A 16,448-nucleotide genomic window follows, 5' to 3' on the forward strand; every position below is an offset into this window, starting at 1 on the left:
TTCTTCTCTCCTTACGCCTGTGTGCGAAGCAGTGCTGTGCCGATCTGGTGGTGCAGGTCGACGCGGAGTCCGGTGCGAGCGGATTCGTGCAGGGCCAAGCCCACCTCGAGTGTCGCCATACCCCATCGTCCAGTGTGGACAGTCTGGTGGCCGTCGAGCGCGTCCGCGGTCTCGTCCAGCAGAGCGTCCCAGCCGGACGGCTCGCCCTCGACGCCGATCTCCGTTACCTCGCCGCCGGCGAACACGAGCACGCCCGAGGGCGTGACCCATGCGCCACCCGCAGCGAAGGTCGCGACGAGTGTGCCGAAGACCGGGGAAACCGATCTCTGCCCCGGCAGGACGAAGTGCCGGCTGAGCGTCGGTGTGGGCGCGACGTCGAAGGTCCCTAGTTCCCCGACGCCCCACGTCTGTACCCGGCTGTCGAACCCACCCGTTCCGGAGTAGTACGCGCTGGCGTGGACTCCGCCGGGGAACGCAAGTTGCGCAGTGAACCCGAGCTCGGTCCCGTCCGAACCACCGAACGTCGTCCCCGCCACCGATTTGGTAAGCCCACCGCAGAGGTATCGGAGAATGTCGATCTGGTGCGCTCCCTGCCGGAGCACGAGCCCGTTACCCTGCGCGGCATCGAGGTCGGACGCGGACCGCGGACGCCGGTGCCAGTCGGTGTGGCACGTCGTACACACCGACAGGAGCGGACCGAGCCGGGCGTCCTCGACGATCCGGCGCAAGACGCGCACCGGGGCGTTATAGCTGTGAGTCGCGCCGACGAGCACATTGACACCGGCGCGCTCGGCGGCCTCGAGTGCTTTCTGCGCCTCGGCCAGCGTCGTCGCCAGCGGCTTCTCCGAGATGACGTGCTTGCCATGAGCGGCAACCTCGCGGATCGCAGGACCATGCGTAAAGGTCGGAGTCGCGATGTACACGACGTCGACGTCTTCGGCCGCAGCGAGCGAAGCAACTTCCTCATACGTCCGGCACCCGGTTTCGCTCCCCGCGTGCTCGCGCGCTGCGGGGTCTACGTCGGCAACGCCGGCGAGCCGGAACCGACTCGCGCGCGTGACCGCGTCAGCCATCAGGCGCCCTGCGGCGCCCCACCCGGCGATGCCCAGCCCGGACGTGTCCATCAGAAACCGTAGATCTCGAGGGTGGACTCACCGGCGGCGATCCGTGCGCGTACTGCTGCTTCCTTGTCTTCCCGCTGTGCCGCCCGCTCACCTATCGCAGCGGCGTCCTCTCGGGCAAGTACCACTACGCCGTCGGCATCACCGACGACCAGGTCACCAGGCCGAACCACCGCCGAGCCGATGGTGATGTCCGTGTCGAGGTCGCCGCCGTTAGCGTCCTTGCCGGTACCGCGAACGCAGAGCCCACGGGCAAAGACGGGGAAGGCCAGCCGGTGCAGATCGGCCGAGTCACGCACGCACCCGTCGAGGACCAGGCCCCCGAGGCGTCGGGAGATGGCCGCGCTGGTGAGGATGTCGCCCCAGTAGCCGAACTCGAACGCGCCGCCGCTCGAGGCGACCAGAACATCTCCGGGGGAAGCGGCGTAAAGGGCGCGATGCAGCCAGATGTTGTTCCCAGGTGTCAGCCGAACCGTGAACGCGTAGCCGCAAATCCGCCATTCCCGGTCGAGGGGGCGGAGCTGGGGTGGAAGCGGAGTGGCACCTGATTCGTGCAGGGTGGCAGTACCGAATGCACCGAGCTGGGTCGCATGTGCGGTCATCGCGCATCGGCTTTCGTCTGCAGGGTATGGTAACCCATCCGTGCCCGTGCTTCATCGAGCCGCTGACCGCCAACAACCGCGGTGCGAATGCTGTTTTCAGCATCCTCGATACTCTCTGCGAGGTCCAGCACCCGTTGCGTGTGCTCATCGGCGATGACCACGACACCGTCGGCGTCGCCGCGGACGATGTCTCCCGGGTGTACCAGCACCGAGCCCAGCCGGACCGGCCGGCCGGTCGAGGCTAGGCGCACCCGGTCCTTGCCGGTCTGCATGCTCCGCCCGCGTGCGAAGACGGGGTAGCCGATCGCAAGGCTGTCGGCGACGTCGCGGCAGACGCCCTCGATCACGGTACCGCCGAGCCCGCGGGCGGAAGCGACCGCGGTGAGAATGTCGCCCCACACGGTGCAGTCGAGGCGCCCGTCGTTGCTCAACACTACAATCTGGCCGGGCTCGACGTCGTCGATATAGTCGCCGACCGTCCCGCCGAGGGAGTCCACGGGTTCGTACTGACCGGTGAAGGCCCGTCCGCAAATCGTGAACCGCGGGTCGAAGGGCACGATGCCAGGAACGGCACCGGCGAGGCCCAGCTTGTCCAGGGCATCGGACAGTCCGGCGGTGCCGATCGCTCGCGCGCGGTCGATTGTTTCGTCACCCATTGAGCATCTCCTCATAGTCCTTTCCCAGGACCTCGGACGGCTGCCCGCCCGCCCGTAAGTCCTCAGCCATCAAGGCCTCCCGCGCGACGAGCCGTTCCGCCGCTGCCAGCACACCCTCGACCTCGTCCGCACGGACGAAAACCACGCCGCTGCCGTCCGCGAGCACGTAGTCGCCCTCGGCAACCCGCACCCCGCCGATCTTGACCGGGACGCCGACAGCGTCTTCGACGATCCGGCCCCGCGCGGTGAAGGGGGTGGCCTCCCGCGCGGACACCGGCAGGCCAAGCCCGCGGATTTCGTCGACGTCCCTGCACGCGCCGTCGATGACGACTCCTCCGAGTCTCTTCAGCGTCGCCGCCCGGGCCAGCAAGCCACCCCAGGTCGCCGACCGGTAGGGAATGTCGACCGCCTGCTGCACCACCACGACTTCGCCGTCAACCGCCCGCTCGATCGCCGCGGTGCCCAAGTGACTTCGGCTTCTGCGCCCATCTGCCGGCACCGTACGCATCGTCACTACCCTGCCTGCCAGGCGCGCGCCTTCCCAGACCGGCAGGATCCCCGCCACGGCTCCGGTCCGGCCCAGTGCGTCGAGCGCATCGGACAGCACGCAGGTGTCGAGGGCGAGCAGCCGTTCCCGGATCGAGGTCATTCGGTGGTCCAGGTGAAAAATCCCATGCCGCAGCCGGAACCGGCCTTCGAGCGGTAGGCCGGAATGTAGTCGATGATCTTCCCAGGCGAGTCGTTCAGCGCTGCGCCGACCGCGATCCAGTTCCGGATCTCCGAACTGCCTTCCCTCAGACTTTCGACCGGGATCCGGGCCAGAGCTTCGTCGTCGTGAGCCTCGAGCGCCTCGAGCAGCCCGCGATCCAGCTTCTCGTCGATGATCGGGTGAGTCAGCCCGCCCGAGGCGATCAGCGATACCCGCTGGTCAGAGGGCCAGCTGTCGATCGCTTCGCGCAGTGCTTTGCCCAGCTCGACACAGCGCCCCGGCGTCGGCTGGTTGGGCGGGTAGTAGGTGTTGAGGAAGACCGGCACCAGCGGGATCCGAGGCAAGCCTTCAAGCAACCTGCGGTACACGAATGTGAACGCGTGACCCAGCGTGCGGTCCTTGGGCTGCTCCGAGAACTGCGCCACGTCAAAGCCCGCTTCGACGAGCTGCTCAACCAGGTGCAGGCCCAGTTCCCCATGCGTCTCGTACACGTCGACACCGTCGGCGTGGTAATACTTGTACGCGCTCTCCATGGTGGACGGATAGACCTCCGCACCGGGCGGCCGGTCCTCCAGCGACTCGCCTCGGAAGATCGAGACTGCCGGCATGATGTCGTCGAGGAACAGTTCCCGCTGATCGTCACCGATCACCACCAGGATGTCGGGGCGCTGCGCCAGCAGTTCGTCCCGAGTCCGCTCGAGCGCGCGCTGGCACGCCTCGTACCTGTTGGCGAGCAGCGTCGGCACGAGTTCCTCCTCCAGCTCCTGCTCGGTCCGGTCGGTCGGCGTCAGGTCGAGACCTGGAAGGCGCGGCAGCTCCAGATCGCCGTGTGCGCGCCAGCCAACCGATGCCATGGAAAGCTGCGGACTGTGCGACATCGCGGCGCCGCCCACTACCTGAGCCATGTACTCCTCCTCCGCAAATCAGATTCGTTTGGTCACATCGGCGGCGTCGCCGAGCGTGTGTCGATAGAAGTCCCACGTCCAATGCGCGTAGGTCTTTCCGGCGTTGCGGCTGTCCACGAAGCCCGAGACTTCAGCGATGTCGTCTTGCGACAGTTGCTGCGGCTGCGCGCCCGGCACCGAGTGCAGGCTCAGCGTCAGCTCGGCCAGCGTCTCGAGCTTGATCGCGCGTACGGTCGCCTGCTGAAGATCCGCGCCGACCGCGACCACGCCGTGCCCACGAAGCAGGCAGGCGTCGGAGGATTCCATCGCCTTGACCACCTCACCACCCAGCTGTCGATCGCTGATCAGCACGGCGCGGGGGTAGGTGGGCACGCCGCGCACGGCCAGCTCCATCGCGCCCGGGTCGTAGGCGCCGATCACCGGTTCCATGGGCAGTCCGAGGATCCCGCACTTCAACGAAGCTTCGGGATGACCGTGCACCACGGACCCTACGTCCGGTCGCTGCCGGTACAGCTCGGTGTGGATCGCCCACTCTCCCGGGAGCGCGTAACCGTCGGGAAGGTCTGCGTTGGTCGATTCGAGGCCGACGAGCTGGATGTCGTCGGCGATAGTGAACTGCACACCGGGGTCTCGCGGCGGCCGGCAGCGCACCAGGAACCGGTCGGTCCCCGGTACCCGGACGCTGACGTGGCCGGTGATCTCCCGGACGCACCCGGTCGCGGCCAGGATGCGGCACGACAGTGCGACCAATGCCCGAAGGTCTTCGACGGTATCAGTTTCAGACACGCGTACTCCTGTCTTGCGCAATCGCCCGGTGGGAAACGAGCGCGGCGGCGGCCGCGACCATCCGCGCGGGCTCGGTGAACACCCGGATACCCTGATCGGCCAGCAAGGCCATGCCCTCTTCGGCGAGGGACCGCGTGACGAGCCAGGACACCAGCACCGGCTTTGTGCCCGGGGCGGCGTCAGCAATCTGCTGAGCCACGCGGACGGCATCGGCTCCCGCGATGCTGGTGAGCACCACGCATACGAGGTCGACCCCGGGATCTTCGGCTGCAAGCTCGACGACGCGCCGCATCGTGCCCTCCGCGAACGCGCCTTCGGCCGTGACGTCGAGCGGGTTGTCGACGTGTGCGAACGCTGGTAGCACACCGACGAGTTCGGTAACGGTCCCCGGATCGAACTCCGCCAGTTCGAGCTCGTGCTGGTCGATCAAGTCGGCCGTGGCACTGCCCGCGCCACCCGAGGTGGTGACGATCGCGACGCGGCCGCCGGCCGGACTCGGCGTGTGACCCAGGGTCCAGGCGATTTCGAGCAGCCCGGTCATCTCCGTGACCTGTACGGCACTTTCCTGTGCCAGCACCGCGCCATAAGCCGCCCCGCTCCCGGCCAGCGCGCCGGAATGTGACGACACGGCGCGCCGGCCCGCGTCGGTCACCCCGGTCTTGAACACCGCCACGGGCACCGCGCGCGCTCGTGCCACGGCGAGCGCGTGGCGGAACCGGTCGCCGTCCGGTACGCCTTCCAGAAACACTGCCAGCGAGCGTGTCGTGTCCAGGCCGGCGAAGTACTCGAGGTAATCCGCCACGTCCACTTGGGACTGGTTGCCGACGGTCACCCAGTCGCCGATGCCGTAACCATCAGCCAGCTCCCGAGACACCAGGCTCCCGGCGACGGCGCCGCTCTGGGCAATGAGACACGTTCCCGACGCCCGCAGCGGGAATCCGTTCACCGCCTGGCTGAACGTCGCGGCCATCCGGTGATGCGCGCTCACGACACCGATCGTGTTCGGACCGCACACCGTGGTGCCGGATTTCGCCACTGCGGCGCGCAGCTCCGCATCGAGCGCCTGTCCCTCGTGGCCAGTCTCACCGAACCCGGACGCGAAAACGATCACTGCGGGCACACCGAGCTGGACACATTCCCGCACCGATTCGACAGCCGCCTTCGCCGGTAGCGCGACGCAGACCAGATCGGGTGCCTCGGGCAGCTCGCGCAGCGACGCCACCGCAGGCAGTCCGCCCACCTCGCCGCCGGCGGGGTTCACGGGGTGAATCGCACCGGCGAACCCGTGTTCACGCAGCGATCGCAGGATGCGGGCGCCGGGACGGCTCGCGTCCCGAGACGCCCCCACGACCGCGATGCTCCGCGGCCGGGCCAAGGGCGTCAGGTCGAAAACATCACGACTGTCCTCTTCGCGGGCCATCGGCTCGAGCACCGCCCGGGCGTCCAGCACGACACAGGTGCCGTCTGGATGGACACGCACCGGATTCAGGTCCAGTTCCGCCAGCTCCGGCACCGCCAGGGCCAGCTCCGAGACCTGCGCCACCAGCTCGCAGAACCGCGTGGTGTCGACGGGGGCCTTGCCGCGGAACCCGTTCAGCAGCGGCGCGCACGTCAGCGACTGCAGCATCTCCCTCGCTTCCGTAGCTGTCACCGGAGCGATCCGGCGGGCCACATCGCGGAACAGCTCGACGGTCACGCCACCCAGCCCCGCCACGATCACCGGCCCGAAAGTTGGATCGCGGACCCAGCCGAGGATGAGGTCCGTACCGTCCGGGGCCATCGGCTGGACCACCACGCGAGCGTCGGACACGCCCAGTGCCCTGACCCGGTCAGTGAGGCGCTGGTAGGCAATGTGCACCGCCTCCGCCGTGTCGAGGTTCAGCTCGACCAGACCGGCGTCGGACTTGTGCACAACCTCGTCGGTGAGCGCTTTCATCACCACGGGCATGCCGACCCCACCGGCGGTGAACACGGCTTCCGTGGCCGAGTGCACGCTGGTCGCCGGTACGAACGGCAGGCCGAGTGGCGCGAGGATCTCCCGCGCCGTAGCCTCGCCGACCGCGCCGGGCCGGCGCCGGCGAACTTCAGCGCGGAGGCCGGCATGGACGTCCCCGACCACCGGGGCCACCGGGGCCACCGGGGCCGGCTCGGCAGTCATCGGCGTGGCTCCCGAGTCGTGCCTAGCACGTTGCGGGCGATCAGCACGCGGTGGATGTCGTTCGCGCCTTCGACGATCTGGAACACCTTCGCGTCCCGGTAGGCCCGCGCGACACCGTAGTCCTCCGACACTCCGTAGGCACCGTGAATCTGCACCGCGTCGGCCGCGGCCGCCTGCGCAGCATCACTGGCGTACATCTTGGCCATGCTCGCCTCCACGCGGGCGCGCTCACCACGCTGCATCGCCAAAGCGCACTGCTCGGTGAGCAGCCGCGCGGCCTGGACCGACACCGCCATGTTCGCGATCTTTTGCTGCACCATCTGGAAATCGCTGATCGGCTGTCCGAACACGATCCGATCGCGCGCATATTGCACGGATGCGTCCAAACAGGACTGCGCAAGTCCGACAGCCCGCGATGCGACCGACAGGCGACCCTGCTCCACCGAGGTCATCGCGACCGCGAAGCCCTCGCCCTCAGGACCCAGCATCGCGTCCGGGCCGAGGTGAACGTCGTCGAATGTGAGATCTCCGCTGCACAGCGGCCGGAAGCCCAGCTTGTTGTGCACGGGGCTCTTGATCACCCCGGGCGTATCCGCGGGGACGATGAACGCCGACAGTCCGCTGCGGCCCAGCGCTGGGTCCTTGGTGGCGAAAGTGACGAAGAACGAGGCGCGATCGAGGTTGGTGATCCAGGCCTTCGCACCGTTCAGCACGAATCCGCCGCCGTCGGTGCGAGCGTACCGGGTTTGTGTCCCGGCGACGTCGCTGCCGGACCGCGGTTCGGTCACGCCGGCACCGCCGAACAAGCGGCCCTCGGCCAACGGGACTAGCCATCGCTGCTTCTGTTCAGTGGTCCCGAACTTCAGCAGGCCCGACCCGACCAACGCCGAGGGCATGCTCATCAGCACGCCAAGGCAATGGTCGACGCGGGAAACCTCTTCGATGATCCGAGTGAAAGTCAGGTGGTCGAGACCGAGACCACCCCACTCCGTCGGCACGACACCGCCGAAGAACCCCAGTTCCGCCATCTCCTCGAGCAGATCGGAGGGCAGCGACTCGGCGGCGTCGTAGTCCTTCACCCGCGGTGCGACCCGGTCCTGGGCGAACTCGCGAACCAGCTTGATCACGGCCTCGCGTTCGGCCTCGGACTGGGCCGGTTCGAGCAGATCAGAGGTCATTGCGGCCCGCCGCTTCCAGGTTTTTGCGCAGGCGCGGGTAGATGTCCAACGCGGTGTCCCCGAGCATCAGGTCCAGATCCTGCTCCGAGTGGGCGGGGATACCGCGCAGCACGCCGGCGATGTCGTCGGCCCAACCTTCGGTGGGGGTCTTCTTGTGCGATCCATCGCCAGGGCGCTCGGTGCCGAACACGACCCGGTCGCTGCCGATCACCTTCACCAGCAGCGCCAGTGCTTCCTCGCTGTAGAGACAGGTGTCGTAGTAAACCTTCCGGATCGCCTCGTCGAACGTCCCGGCTCGCTCGGTGCCCTGCCAATAGGTGCCGCGGAAACGACCTACCTGGTAGGGAATGGCTCCGCCGCCGTGCGGCACCACCACCTTGAGGTCGGGGAAGACATCGAACACGTCGGACTGCACCAGCGACATGACTGCGGTGCTTTCCTCGGAGATAAAGTGCAGGCTCTGGTTCTCACGCAGCGAGACGCAACCACAGGAGTGCACGAGCATCGGCAGCTGATACTCCACGAGCTTCTCGTAGAGCGGGTACCAGTACTCGTCGCCGAGCCCCGGCACCTCCATGGGCGCGCGTCCCTCGCTCGGATCCGGGTTCACTAGAACACCGACGAACCCGAGTTCGGTCACACACCGCTCGAGCTCCTCGAACACGACGTCGACCGGCTCATTCCACACCAACGGCAGGTTGCAGATGCCCTGCAGACGCTGCGGGTAGAACTGCACCTGGGTCGCGATTGCGTCGTTCACCGCCTGCGCCCACCAGTGCACGATCCGCGCCGGTTTCTCCGAATGCATCAGAGTGTAGGGGCGAGCCGATACAAGCTGCACGTCCGTGCCGACCCGGTCTAGCCACGCGATGTGCTCCTCGGCGAAGTGCTTAAGTTCCTCGGGCGGGATCACACCGGTGCGCCCGTGCCCGAGGCCTTCGCGCGATTCGGAGAACCCCTTCAGCCGGCGTCCGTAGTGTCCGCGGCTACCGATGAGGAACTCGCGGTACGCATACAGTTCGGCTGGGGCGACGATGTGGCCGTGCACATCGACGATCTTTCGTGGCATGAAGTCTGCTCCTCTTCGGTTGGCCGCGGTTGTACCCCTAAGTCGGTGGGCACGGCCGCGGAGATTCGGAATCGCTGCCGGGTGGTGCCCGGCGCGTCAGTCGATCAACACGCGGACGGAATGGCCGGTTTCGCTGTAGTGTTGGACGGCGGCCGCGAGCGTGCGCTCGCCCGTCGCTTCCCGCCATCCACAGCCGGTGGTGCGGCACCACGCGGTTGGCAGCCACTCTCCGCACGCCGGGCAGGTACCGGCCCCGCGCTGGTGGTGGCCGTCACGACAGCCTCCATCCGGCGCGGAGTTGGGTGCGGCGGGGTCCAGTAGGCTTTTCTTCCCTGCCACGGCCTGCTCAGCCAGCCTTCCGCAAGGCTGCCTCGATTCGCTGCGTTAGGGTGCTCAGCCGCGCGCTGTACACCCCTTGGGTACGCAGGAACGACGCCATCGGATTGCTGCCACCACCACCGATGCCCAATTCCTTCTTCTCCTGGGGGAGCTCAATCAGCTCACCGTCAGTGGCCGCGTCGTGCACGTTCATCACCGCGCCGCCGGACTCGTTGGCGTCCAGCTGGCTGCGCAGCAGGTTACGGTAGAGCGCGATGCCTTGATCCGAGGAACTGAGGTGTTCGTCGTCCCGAGTGGTCAGTGAACCTTGGGTCACCCACACCATCGCGTCCTGTGAATCAATTGTGTCCATCAGAAAGCGACCGTCCTCGTCCTGGAGCGTCACCTCGTAGGTGTCCGGAAGCTCGCGGATCTCCTCGACCAGGTTTGCGTACTCGTCCGGCACGTCGTACCAGCAGTACCAGAAGTGCAGGGTGTGAGTGTCGTCCATCGGCACCCTGATCTGGAAGGAGCTCAGCCCGTAACCACCGACCTTGAGGACGTTCGGAAAGTAAACCGGGTGCCCAACCTTCCAGTCCTCGTCGTCCTCGGTCTGCCCCTCGCGTAACCGGCGCTTGATGATGCCGTAGTCGACGAGGTCGAACCCGATCTTGATGTGATGCCCGCCGAGCACCGTTGGTTCCTCACCAGCCCGCTCGAGGTGGTAGTTGAACAACCGCCCGTGCAGCCATTCGACGTGGGTCGGGTCGAACGAGTTCTCCATGATCTGCAACCAGTTACACGGGATCACCGCGTAGCCGATGTCGCGGAACCGGGTCGAACTCTCTTTGAAGTCGAACAGGTCCAGCCTCGGCAACGCCGGTGCCGGCGAGTCGCCCAGGTAGGCGAAGACCAGACCACCCAACGCTCGCACCGGATAGCTCGTGGTACGAGCCCGGGCCTGCAGCTGGGCCGAGGGCGGCATCTGGTTCGGCTGTTCCAGGCACTCTCCCTGAGGAGAGAACTTCCAGCCGTGGTACGGGCAGCGCAGACCTACCCCGTCCGGGAACCCGTAGCCCAGCGAAGCACCGCGGTGCGGGCACCGTTCGGCCACGAGGCCCAGCTCGCCGGTCTCGGCGCGGAATAGCACGAGGTCCTCACCGAGCAGCCGGACGCGCTTGACAGGGTTGTCGGCCAGTTCCGTCTCGGTGGCTACTGGAAGCCAGTAGCGCCGGTACAGCGCACCCGTCGGCGTGTCGCGGCCGACGCGGCTGTAGCGCTCGTTGACGTCTGGTTGCAGCATCAGCGTCCTCCCTTGCACCGGACCAGGCGACCACGGTCCGACTCACGACGGACTCCTTCGTCCGGTCGCCTGTTTAGGCTAATCATAGGAGCATTAGACGTCAAGGGGCTACCGACGGTCCCCAGCCAGTGTTGGCGATGGCCGAAAGGGCCCCTTGAACGCGCAACCGAGTCGCGCGGCTCACATCGCCGTCGCCGAGATCGCAGACACGGCTGGCACCCGCAGACCACAGGCATCCGGTTGCTCGCGCCGGCCGTCGGATGAGGTATCGGCCCGCTCGTCGATCCGGCATACCGAACCGGGATGCCGCGTGCCCACCGCGGGAACGAACGCAATGGCGGGATGGCCACAAACCGCGCAGGGCAGGCCACCGAGAAGCACCTCGATCATCGGGATCCGCTCCCTTCCGGGCGATATCCGGGTCAGCTACACCGCTAACTATGCATATCATTAGAGCATACCTTCCACATTGCCGACCTCTCGGAGTTCCGATGCCTGACAACGAAGTACGACTCGAACGGGACGGCGGCGTCGCCGAGCTTGTCTTGGCCGCACCGCAACGCGCGAACGCGCTCGACCTCCACCTGGGGCGGCAGCTTGAGGAAACGTCCGCACGGCTCGCCGCGTCGCCCTCCGTGCGCGTCGTCCTCATCCGAGCAGAGGGACCCCACTTCTGCGTCGGCGGCGACGTGCACGCCTTCGCAGCGCACGGGGGCGACATTTCCGCCTATGTCGGCCAGGTCGCGGAGGTCGTGCACTCCGCACAGCGTCATCTGGCCGGTCTCGCGGTGCCGGTGATCAGCGCCGCCCACGGCGCGATCGCCGGCGCAGGCGTGGGACTGGCCTTCAGCGCCGACCTCGTCGTCCTCGCACACTCCGCCAAGGTCCGCCTCGCCTACACCGCGATCGGACTGTCCCCCGACAACGGAGCCAGCCACCTGCTGCCCCGCCTCATCGGCACTCGCCGTGCTCTCGAGCTCGCGCTCACCAACCGCACCCTCACCGCACACGAGGCGCTGGACTGGGGACTCGCGACCGCGGTCGTCGACGACCGCGCGCTCGTCGACGAAGCACGGAAGCTCGCCGATGCGCTCGCCAGGATGTCGCCCGAGGCTCTCGCAGCGACCAAGCGCCTCGTCCGAACGGCCGGGGACACAACGCAGGACGCGCACCTCGACGCGGAAGCATCGGCCATCACCGTGCTCGCGGCGACGGACACCGCGCAGCGGGCGATCGCGGAGTTCGCGAAGCGCTGAACCGCAGCAGGGCCCGGTCGGGTCCACCGTTCGTCCCGGACCGAGCTCCGCATGCCGCGCCGTTTCCACTGTCAGCCCGGGCGGTACTCGGCTGCCGTGCGTTCGTCGATGGGCGGGCGCGCGTGGTTCAATTTCGTCATCATCGCGACGGTGCGCATCTCGTCGCAGAGCTCGGCGCGGCGGCCCAGATACGCATCCGCGAAGGTACGCGCGCGGGTGAACTCGCGGACCTCGTCCTCGCTTTCGAACCACAACTCGGTGACCGCGTCGAAGTTGTAGCCGGGCGGCCGGTCGAACACCGCGTTCACCACGGCGCGGCGAGCCCCGTCCGCCATTACGCCGTGAGCCTCGGCGAGCGCTCTGGTGAAGGCCTCGAGCGTGAAGCCGCGATCACGCTTGAGAAAAAAGATCAGACAGTAGTGCTGCATCTTCCCCTCCGAGACGACGTGTTCGTGCGTCGTGAGGGTGAAATGGCGCGCGTAGGTCGAGAATGTCTCGAGCTCGTCGGGCTGCAGCAGCTCCATCGCCTCGTCGGGCTGCCACATCGTGAGTGCAACGCCTGGATCGGTGAGGGTGAGGAAGTTGACGCCGTCATATTCGAGCGTCGCGCGTGCGAAGACTGAGCGGTCGTAGAGGTTGAGGCAGTGCGCCGTCTGCGCGATGCCAGGGCGGATCGCCGGCATACTTCCCGCCAGCAGCGAGTGCTGACGCCACCGGGCCGCGAACTCCGGCACCGATAGCGCGGGGTTGCGTTTGGCGAGATAAGCCAGCTTGGTGGCGTGCGCGGACTCGGTCATCGCGTCACCTCGCCCGGTTCGCGTGCGGCGGACAGACCGCCCGTCGTCGCCTCATCGATCAAGGACACTCATCGCTCCTTTGCGTTGTCCTGACGGGACAGTTACGCCCGGCCCGTGACCACCGCCGACGCGAACGACGTGTCGACCGGCATATGCATCGCCGGTATCGAGCCGGCGTGGACCGGGTAGTCGGTGTAGCCCTGCCGACCCTGGGTGTAGTAAGTGGCCGGTTCCGGCCGGGTGAGGGTCCAGCCGCCGCGGAAGCGCTGCACGAGATCCGGGTTGGAGATGAACGCCTGGCCGAACGAAGCGAGGTCCATGACCCCGTCGAGGAGGTTCTGCGCAGCATCGCGCCTGGATACCCCGCACCGGCGATGATCGGGCTGCCGAACAACCGGCGGGCCGTGCCGAGCATGTCCCAGCCCACCGGCCGCAGGGACAGGTGCAGGTAGCCGACGCCCCGCCGCGACAGCTCAGGCAGCAGGTGCCGGCAGGTGGCCTCCGGATCGTCGTCGAGGACGTCCGCGAACGTCTGGCCCGGATGCAACCGGATCCCGATCCGATCGGCACCGCGCAACGGTGCCAGCGCGTCGACCAGCGCCACCATGAAGCGGCTGCGTCCTTCGACGGTGCCGCCGAATTCGTCTTCGCGGCGGTTCACATTCGTTGCGAAGAACCGCATCGGCAAGTACCCGTTGCCACCGTGGATCTCGACGCCGTCGAATCCGGCGGCGTACGCGTTCGCCGCAGCCTTCCGATACTCCTCGACGACGCCGTACACCTCGCTCGTCGTCATGGCCCGCGGCTGGGGGTACGGCCGATCAGGACGCGGACACCGGATCGTGTACCGCCCGTCCGGTGACGGTTGGACAGGTGAGGGTGCGATCGGTGCGGCTTGCGCAGGCAGCATCAACGGGTCGGGCAGTCGTCCGCAGTGCATCAGCTGGCACACGATGAGCCCACCCGCGGAGTGGACGGCTTCAGTGATCCGCCGCCAAGCCTGGATGTGCTCCGGGGTGCAGATCCCCGGCGTGAACAGGTAGCCGCGGCCCATCGGGCTCGGATACACACCTTCGGTAACGATGAGCCCGGCCTCTGCGCGCTGCCGGTAGTACTCGACCGCCAGGTGGGTCGGGACGCCGTCGACAGTGGCTCGGTGCCTTGTCATCGGCGATATCACGATCCGGTTCGCCAGGGTCAGCCCACCCAGGCTGAACGGTTCGAACAGAAGCCCGACATCGGGGTTCACCGCTCCATCACCGCTCCCCCGCCTGAATCTGCGAACCTCCGCATCGGCTTCGCTTCCCGGCTCGCGCGGACGGGTCCGGATGCGCCGCGACACGCGATTAGGTTAATCATAATCCTCATCTCTGGCAACCACGGCTCGGCGAGGCGAGGCGCAAGCTGCCACCTCACCTCGCCGGACCCAGGGACGTGCCGCCGTCGCCGTCAGGTGACGTTGCGGATCAGGCCGCCGTCCACACGGAGGTTGGCGCTGCTGACATAGCCGGCCAGCGGACTGCTGAGGTACGCGACGGCCGCGGCGATCTCTTCGGGCTTACCGAACCGGCCGGTGTCGTTCGGGATGATGTCCCGCACGGCGCCGCGTTCGATCTCCGCCCACGTTTCGCCCCAGCCTCGGGCCGGTGCAATGCCCACAAGGAAGTCCTTCACGGAGTCCACATCGCCCCCGGGGCGACCGCATTGGACGTCACACCCGTGCCCTTCAGTTCACGCGCCAAGGAGACAGTGAGGTTGTGCCGAGTGGCAAGACTCGCGTTGTACTGGGGGTGCGACTGCATCGGCTGGGTCGCCAGACCGCCGCCGATCGTGATCACCCGCCCCCACTTCCGTTCACGCATTTGCGGGACCAGGTGCCGGATCATCCGCGCGCCGGAGATCACATCGCCCTCGTAGGTGTCCCGCCAATCTTCAGGCGTCGCCTCCGTCCACGAAAGATGCTTGTACGCGCCGGCATTGTTCACCAGGATGTCGATCGGGCCATCGGCCAGCGCTGCACGCGCAACCTCTGCCGCACCCGCATCCGCGATGAGATCGCCGATCTATGAGGACGGAGCGTTTCGACCGTTGCTCGATCAGCGCTCCAGCGACCGGTCCGAGCACCAGCAACGGCAGGTACTGCAGCAAGGTCACGAGACCCACCGCCGACCCGCGGTCGGTCTCCCCCAACACCTAGAGCGCGAGCGCAAGCGTCTGCATCCATTGACCGGTAGCGGAGATCAGCTGCGCGAAGAAGAACAGCCGGAAGTTGCAAACCTTCAATGACGCAAAGGTGCCTTTCGGCGACTGTCCTGCGTCAGCCGGACGCATCGCGCGAGAGGTCACCGCCGCACCTTGCCGCCCGCGCCGACCCTGGGGAAGTACCAACGCCGACAGGAACGCCGATCACTGCAGTCACGAACGTGCCGTCAGCAGGGCTACCCGCGACCGGCCGGGGTCCAAAATGGACTTGTGCCTGTGCCGGAACTGCCGCCGCGGCTCGCTGTCGCCGAGCCGGTCGCAGCGCTGCCCATCGGCCCGTACGAGTACTCCCCCAAGCTCGACGGCTGGCGGATGCTCGTGCACGTGCCCGCCGGGGTACTCCAGTCCCGCACCGGCAGCGACCTCACCGGTCGGTTCCCCGGGGTCCTCGAGTCGGCGGCCGCGCTCGGCCGGGTGGTGCTCGACGGCGAGCTGTGCGCGTACCAGGCGGGTCGGCTGGCCTTCGCGGCGCTCGGCTACGGCGAGACGCGGCGCGGCGTCGCGCGGAGGGCATCGTCGTCGTGTTCGTGGCGTTCGATCATCGGCACGAGGGGCCGTGACCTACTGCTGCGCCACGGTGGTCTGCAGCAGCAAGCCCGGTGCGGTCGGCGGTACCCGCCCGCCAACTCCGCAAAACCACACTTGAGAGCCTCTGACCTGCACTTTTCCTCCACCAAGGTGTCGTCTTCGGGGTTAGGCTCCCGTCAGATGCCAGGTTCGAGCAGGGGAGGTCTGGTGGCCAAACGCACGTCGGATGACCGGTCGCTGGTGCCGGGCTACGTGGAGCCGATGCTCGCGACACCGGACGGCGGCCGCCTGCGCGAGGATCCGAAGTACGCCAACCATTCAAGCGGGATGGCTACCGCACGATCATGCGTGTCGCCGCGGACGGCACGACGGTGCTGACCAGTCGCAACAACAACGACTTCACCGGCCGCTTCCCCGAGCTCGCCGGCACCCTCGCCGATGTGCTCGGCGGACGGCGCGCGGTGCTGGACGGGGAGATCGTCGCCCTGGACGAGGCCGGCCGGCCGGATTTCGGGCTGCTGCAGAACCGCGGCACCACCGCCGCGGCGGTCGCCTACTTCGTGTTCGACGTCCTGCAGCTCGGCGACGACGTCCTCCTCGACCTGTCCTACGACGAGCGGCGCGCGATCCTCGAGGGGATCGAGCCGCCGGATAAGAACCTGGTCGCGATCACCCCTTTTACAGCCACACCGACCTCTCGGCCACCGGCATGACCCCGCAGGACCTGCTCGACCTCGCCGCGAAGACCGGCCTCGAAGGCCTCTTGTAGCCAGAGTTCTCTGCTGACCATTTGACTGCCC

19 protein-coding genes and 1 pseudogene are annotated in these 16,448 nt (G+C 67.5%); 3 read left to right on the top strand and 17 right to left on the bottom strand.

Features of this window, described 5'->3' with window-relative positions; all coding sequences use genetic code 11:
* Positions 1 to 11: 11 nt before the first annotated feature.
* The 11 genes from AB0M56_RS24010 to AB0M56_RS24060 all read right to left on the bottom strand — a co-directional run bounded on the left by AB0M56_RS24010 (position 12) and on the right by AB0M56_RS24060 (position 11,195).
* On the bottom strand, positions 12 to 1,124 hold the full coding sequence (locus tag AB0M56_RS24010; RefSeq protein ID WP_364179715.1) for a Gfo/Idh/MocA family oxidoreductase: 1,113 nt from the start codon (positions 1,122 to 1,124) through the stop codon (positions 12 to 14).
* On the bottom strand, positions 1,124 to 1,723 hold the full coding sequence (locus AB0M56_RS24015; RefSeq protein WP_364179717.1) for a hypothetical protein: 600 nt from the start codon (positions 1,721 to 1,723) through the stop codon (positions 1,124 to 1,126). The genes AB0M56_RS24010 and AB0M56_RS24015 overlap by 1 nt, the downstream gene beginning before the upstream one ends.
* Positions 1,720 to 2,379 (bottom strand): RraA family protein, encoded by a 660-nt coding sequence (locus tag AB0M56_RS24020; RefSeq protein ID WP_364179719.1) that lies wholly within the window; start codon positions 2,377 to 2,379, stop codon positions 1,720 to 1,722. Before AB0M56_RS24020 ends, AB0M56_RS24015 begins: the two co-directional genes overlap by 4 nt.
* Positions 2,372 to 3,028 (bottom strand): 4-carboxy-4-hydroxy-2-oxoadipate aldolase/oxaloacetate decarboxylase, encoded by a 657-nt coding sequence (locus tag AB0M56_RS24025; RefSeq protein ID WP_364179721.1) that lies wholly within the window; start codon positions 3,026 to 3,028, stop codon positions 2,372 to 2,374. Before AB0M56_RS24025 ends, AB0M56_RS24020 begins: the two co-directional genes overlap by 8 nt.
* Complete coding sequence (locus AB0M56_RS24030) at positions 3,025 to 3,993, bottom strand: hypothetical protein (protein ID WP_364179723.1); 969 nt, start codon at positions 3,991 to 3,993, stop codon at positions 3,025 to 3,027. Before AB0M56_RS24030 ends, AB0M56_RS24025 begins: the two co-directional genes overlap by 4 nt.
* Positions 3,994 to 4,011: 18 nt before the next feature.
* Entirely contained in the window at positions 4,012 to 4,779 is a 768-nt protein-coding gene (locus AB0M56_RS24035; RefSeq protein ID WP_364179725.1) for a class II aldolase/adducin family protein, read from the bottom strand.
* On the bottom strand, positions 4,772 to 6,937 hold the full coding sequence (locus AB0M56_RS24040) for an acetate--CoA ligase family protein (RefSeq protein WP_364179727.1): 2,166 nt from the start codon (positions 6,935 to 6,937) through the stop codon (positions 4,772 to 4,774). The genes AB0M56_RS24035 and AB0M56_RS24040 overlap by 8 nt, the downstream gene beginning before the upstream one ends.
* A complete protein-coding gene (locus AB0M56_RS24045) occupies positions 6,934 to 8,115 on the bottom strand; it encodes an acyl-CoA dehydrogenase family protein (RefSeq protein WP_364179729.1) in 1,182 nt (393 codons plus the stop codon). Before AB0M56_RS24045 ends, AB0M56_RS24040 begins: the two co-directional genes overlap by 4 nt.
* The gene (locus AB0M56_RS24050; RefSeq protein ID WP_364179731.1) at positions 8,105 to 9,184 is read right to left on the bottom strand and encodes an amidohydrolase family protein; all 1,080 of its coding nucleotides are present in this window, start codon (positions 9,182 to 9,184) and stop codon (positions 8,105 to 8,107) included. Before AB0M56_RS24050 ends, AB0M56_RS24045 begins: the two co-directional genes overlap by 11 nt.
* A gap of 346 nt (positions 9,185 to 9,530) precedes the next feature.
* Entirely contained in the window at positions 9,531 to 10,805 is a 1,275-nt protein-coding gene (locus AB0M56_RS24055) for an aromatic ring-hydroxylating dioxygenase subunit alpha (protein ID WP_364179733.1), read from the bottom strand.
* A gap of 180 nt (positions 10,806 to 10,985) precedes the next feature.
* Positions 10,986 to 11,195: a hypothetical protein gene (locus AB0M56_RS24060; RefSeq protein WP_364179735.1), complete on the bottom strand. Its 210-nt coding sequence runs from the start codon at positions 11,193 to 11,195 to the stop codon at positions 10,986 to 10,988.
* A gap of 101 nt (positions 11,196 to 11,296) precedes the next feature.
* Here AB0M56_RS24060 and AB0M56_RS24065 point away from each other — a divergent pair, with 101 nt between their 5' ends.
* Complete coding sequence (locus tag AB0M56_RS24065) at positions 11,297 to 12,061, top strand: enoyl-CoA hydratase/isomerase family protein (protein ID WP_364179737.1); 765 nt, start codon at positions 11,297 to 11,299, stop codon at positions 12,059 to 12,061.
* A 71-nt stretch (positions 12,062 to 12,132) separates the two neighbouring features.
* On the opposite strand, the gene AB0M56_RS24070 is transcribed toward AB0M56_RS24065, so the two are convergent.
* From AB0M56_RS24070 to AB0M56_RS24095, 6 genes and pseudogenes are all read right to left on the bottom strand, one after another.
* A complete protein-coding gene (locus AB0M56_RS24070; RefSeq protein WP_364179739.1) occupies positions 12,133 to 12,858 on the bottom strand; it encodes a hypothetical protein in 726 nt (241 codons plus the stop codon).
* A 101-nt stretch (positions 12,859 to 12,959) separates the two neighbouring features.
* The gene (locus tag AB0M56_RS24075) at positions 12,960 to 13,178 is read right to left on the bottom strand and encodes a hypothetical protein (protein ID WP_364180030.1); all 219 of its coding nucleotides are present in this window, start codon (positions 13,176 to 13,178) and stop codon (positions 12,960 to 12,962) included.
* Between the two features lie 251 nt (positions 13,179 to 13,429).
* A pseudogene (locus AB0M56_RS24080) lies at positions 13,430 to 14,026 on the bottom strand (alkene reductase); the annotation flags it as partial.
* A 281-nt stretch (positions 14,027 to 14,307) separates the two neighbouring features.
* Entirely contained in the window at positions 14,308 to 14,532 is a 225-nt protein-coding gene (locus AB0M56_RS24085) for an SDR family oxidoreductase (RefSeq protein WP_364179741.1), read from the bottom strand.
* Positions 14,529 to 14,843 (bottom strand): SDR family oxidoreductase, encoded by a 315-nt coding sequence (locus tag AB0M56_RS24090; RefSeq protein ID WP_364179743.1) that lies wholly within the window; start codon positions 14,841 to 14,843, stop codon positions 14,529 to 14,531. Before AB0M56_RS24090 ends, AB0M56_RS24085 begins: the two co-directional genes overlap by 4 nt.
* 208 nt (positions 14,844 to 15,051) lie before the next feature.
* Entirely contained in the window at positions 15,052 to 15,204 is a 153-nt protein-coding gene (locus AB0M56_RS24095) for a hypothetical protein (RefSeq protein ID WP_364179745.1), read from the bottom strand.
* Between the two features lie 126 nt (positions 15,205 to 15,330).
* Here AB0M56_RS24095 and AB0M56_RS24100 point away from each other — a divergent pair, with 126 nt between their 5' ends.
* Together AB0M56_RS24100 and AB0M56_RS24105 are read left to right on the top strand one after the other, a co-directional pair.
* Positions 15,331 to 16,026, top strand: coding sequence for a hypothetical protein (locus AB0M56_RS24100; protein WP_364179746.1), 696 nt, complete (start codon positions 15,331 to 15,333; stop codon positions 16,024 to 16,026).
* Positions 15,993 to 16,361, top strand: a complete 369-nt coding sequence (locus tag AB0M56_RS24105; protein ID WP_364179748.1) for a hypothetical protein — start codon at positions 15,993 to 15,995, stop codon at positions 16,359 to 16,361. The genes AB0M56_RS24100 and AB0M56_RS24105 overlap by 34 nt, the downstream gene beginning before the upstream one ends.
* Positions 16,362 to 16,448: the final 87 nt, after the last annotated feature.

This window comes from Amycolatopsis sp. NPDC051372 (genome assembly GCF_040682095.1).
In the GTDB taxonomy this organism is placed as follows: Bacteria; Actinomycetota; Actinomycetes; order Mycobacteriales; family Pseudonocardiaceae; genus Amycolatopsis.

Bases quoted from the DNA above. Each gene is read 5' to 3' on its own strand.
- AB0M56_RS24045 (WP_364179729.1), bottom strand. From the start codon at position 8,115: ATGACCTCTGATCTGCTCGAACCGGCCCAGTCCGAGGCCGAACGCGAG.
- AB0M56_RS24015 (WP_364179717.1), bottom strand. From the start codon at position 1,723: ATGACCGCACATGCGACCCAGCTCGGTGCATTCGGTACTGCCACCCTG.
- AB0M56_RS24055 (WP_364179733.1), bottom strand. From the start codon at position 10,805: ATGCTGCAACCAGACGTCAACGAGCGCTACAGCCGCGTCGGCCGCGAC.
- AB0M56_RS24105 (WP_364179748.1), top strand. From the start codon at position 15,993: ATGCGTGTCGCCGCGGACGGCACGACGGTGCTGACCAGTCGCAACAAC.
- AB0M56_RS24010 (WP_364179715.1), bottom strand. From the start codon at position 1,124: ATGGACACGTCCGGGCTGGGCATCGCCGGGTGGGGCGCCGCAGGGCGC.
- AB0M56_RS24050 (WP_364179731.1), bottom strand. From the start codon at position 9,184: ATGCCACGAAAGATCGTCGATGTGCACGGCCACATCGTCGCCCCAGCC.
- AB0M56_RS24020 (WP_364179719.1), bottom strand. From the start codon at position 2,379: ATGGGTGACGAAACAATCGACCGCGCGCGAGCGATCGGCACCGCCGGA.
- AB0M56_RS24040 (WP_364179727.1), bottom strand. From the start codon at position 6,937: ATGACTGCCGAGCCGGCCCCGGTGGCCCCGGTGGCCCCGGTGGTCGGG.
- AB0M56_RS24030 (WP_364179723.1), bottom strand. From the start codon at position 3,993: ATGGCTCAGGTAGTGGGCGGCGCCGCGATGTCGCACAGTCCGCAGCTT.
- AB0M56_RS24025 (WP_364179721.1), bottom strand. From the start codon at position 3,028: ATGACCTCGATCCGGGAACGGCTGCTCGCCCTCGACACCTGCGTGCTG.
- AB0M56_RS24070 (WP_364179739.1), bottom strand. From the start codon at position 12,858: ATGACCGAGTCCGCGCACGCCACCAAGCTGGCTTATCTCGCCAAACGC.
- AB0M56_RS24075 (WP_364180030.1), bottom strand. From the start codon at position 13,178: ATGGACCTCGCTTCGTTCGGCCAGGCGTTCATCTCCAACCCGGATCTC.
- AB0M56_RS24065 (WP_364179737.1), top strand. From the start codon at position 11,297: ATGCCTGACAACGAAGTACGACTCGAACGGGACGGCGGCGTCGCCGAG.
- AB0M56_RS24060 (WP_364179735.1), bottom strand. From the start codon at position 11,195: ATGATCGAGGTGCTTCTCGGTGGCCTGCCCTGCGCGGTTTGTGGCCAT.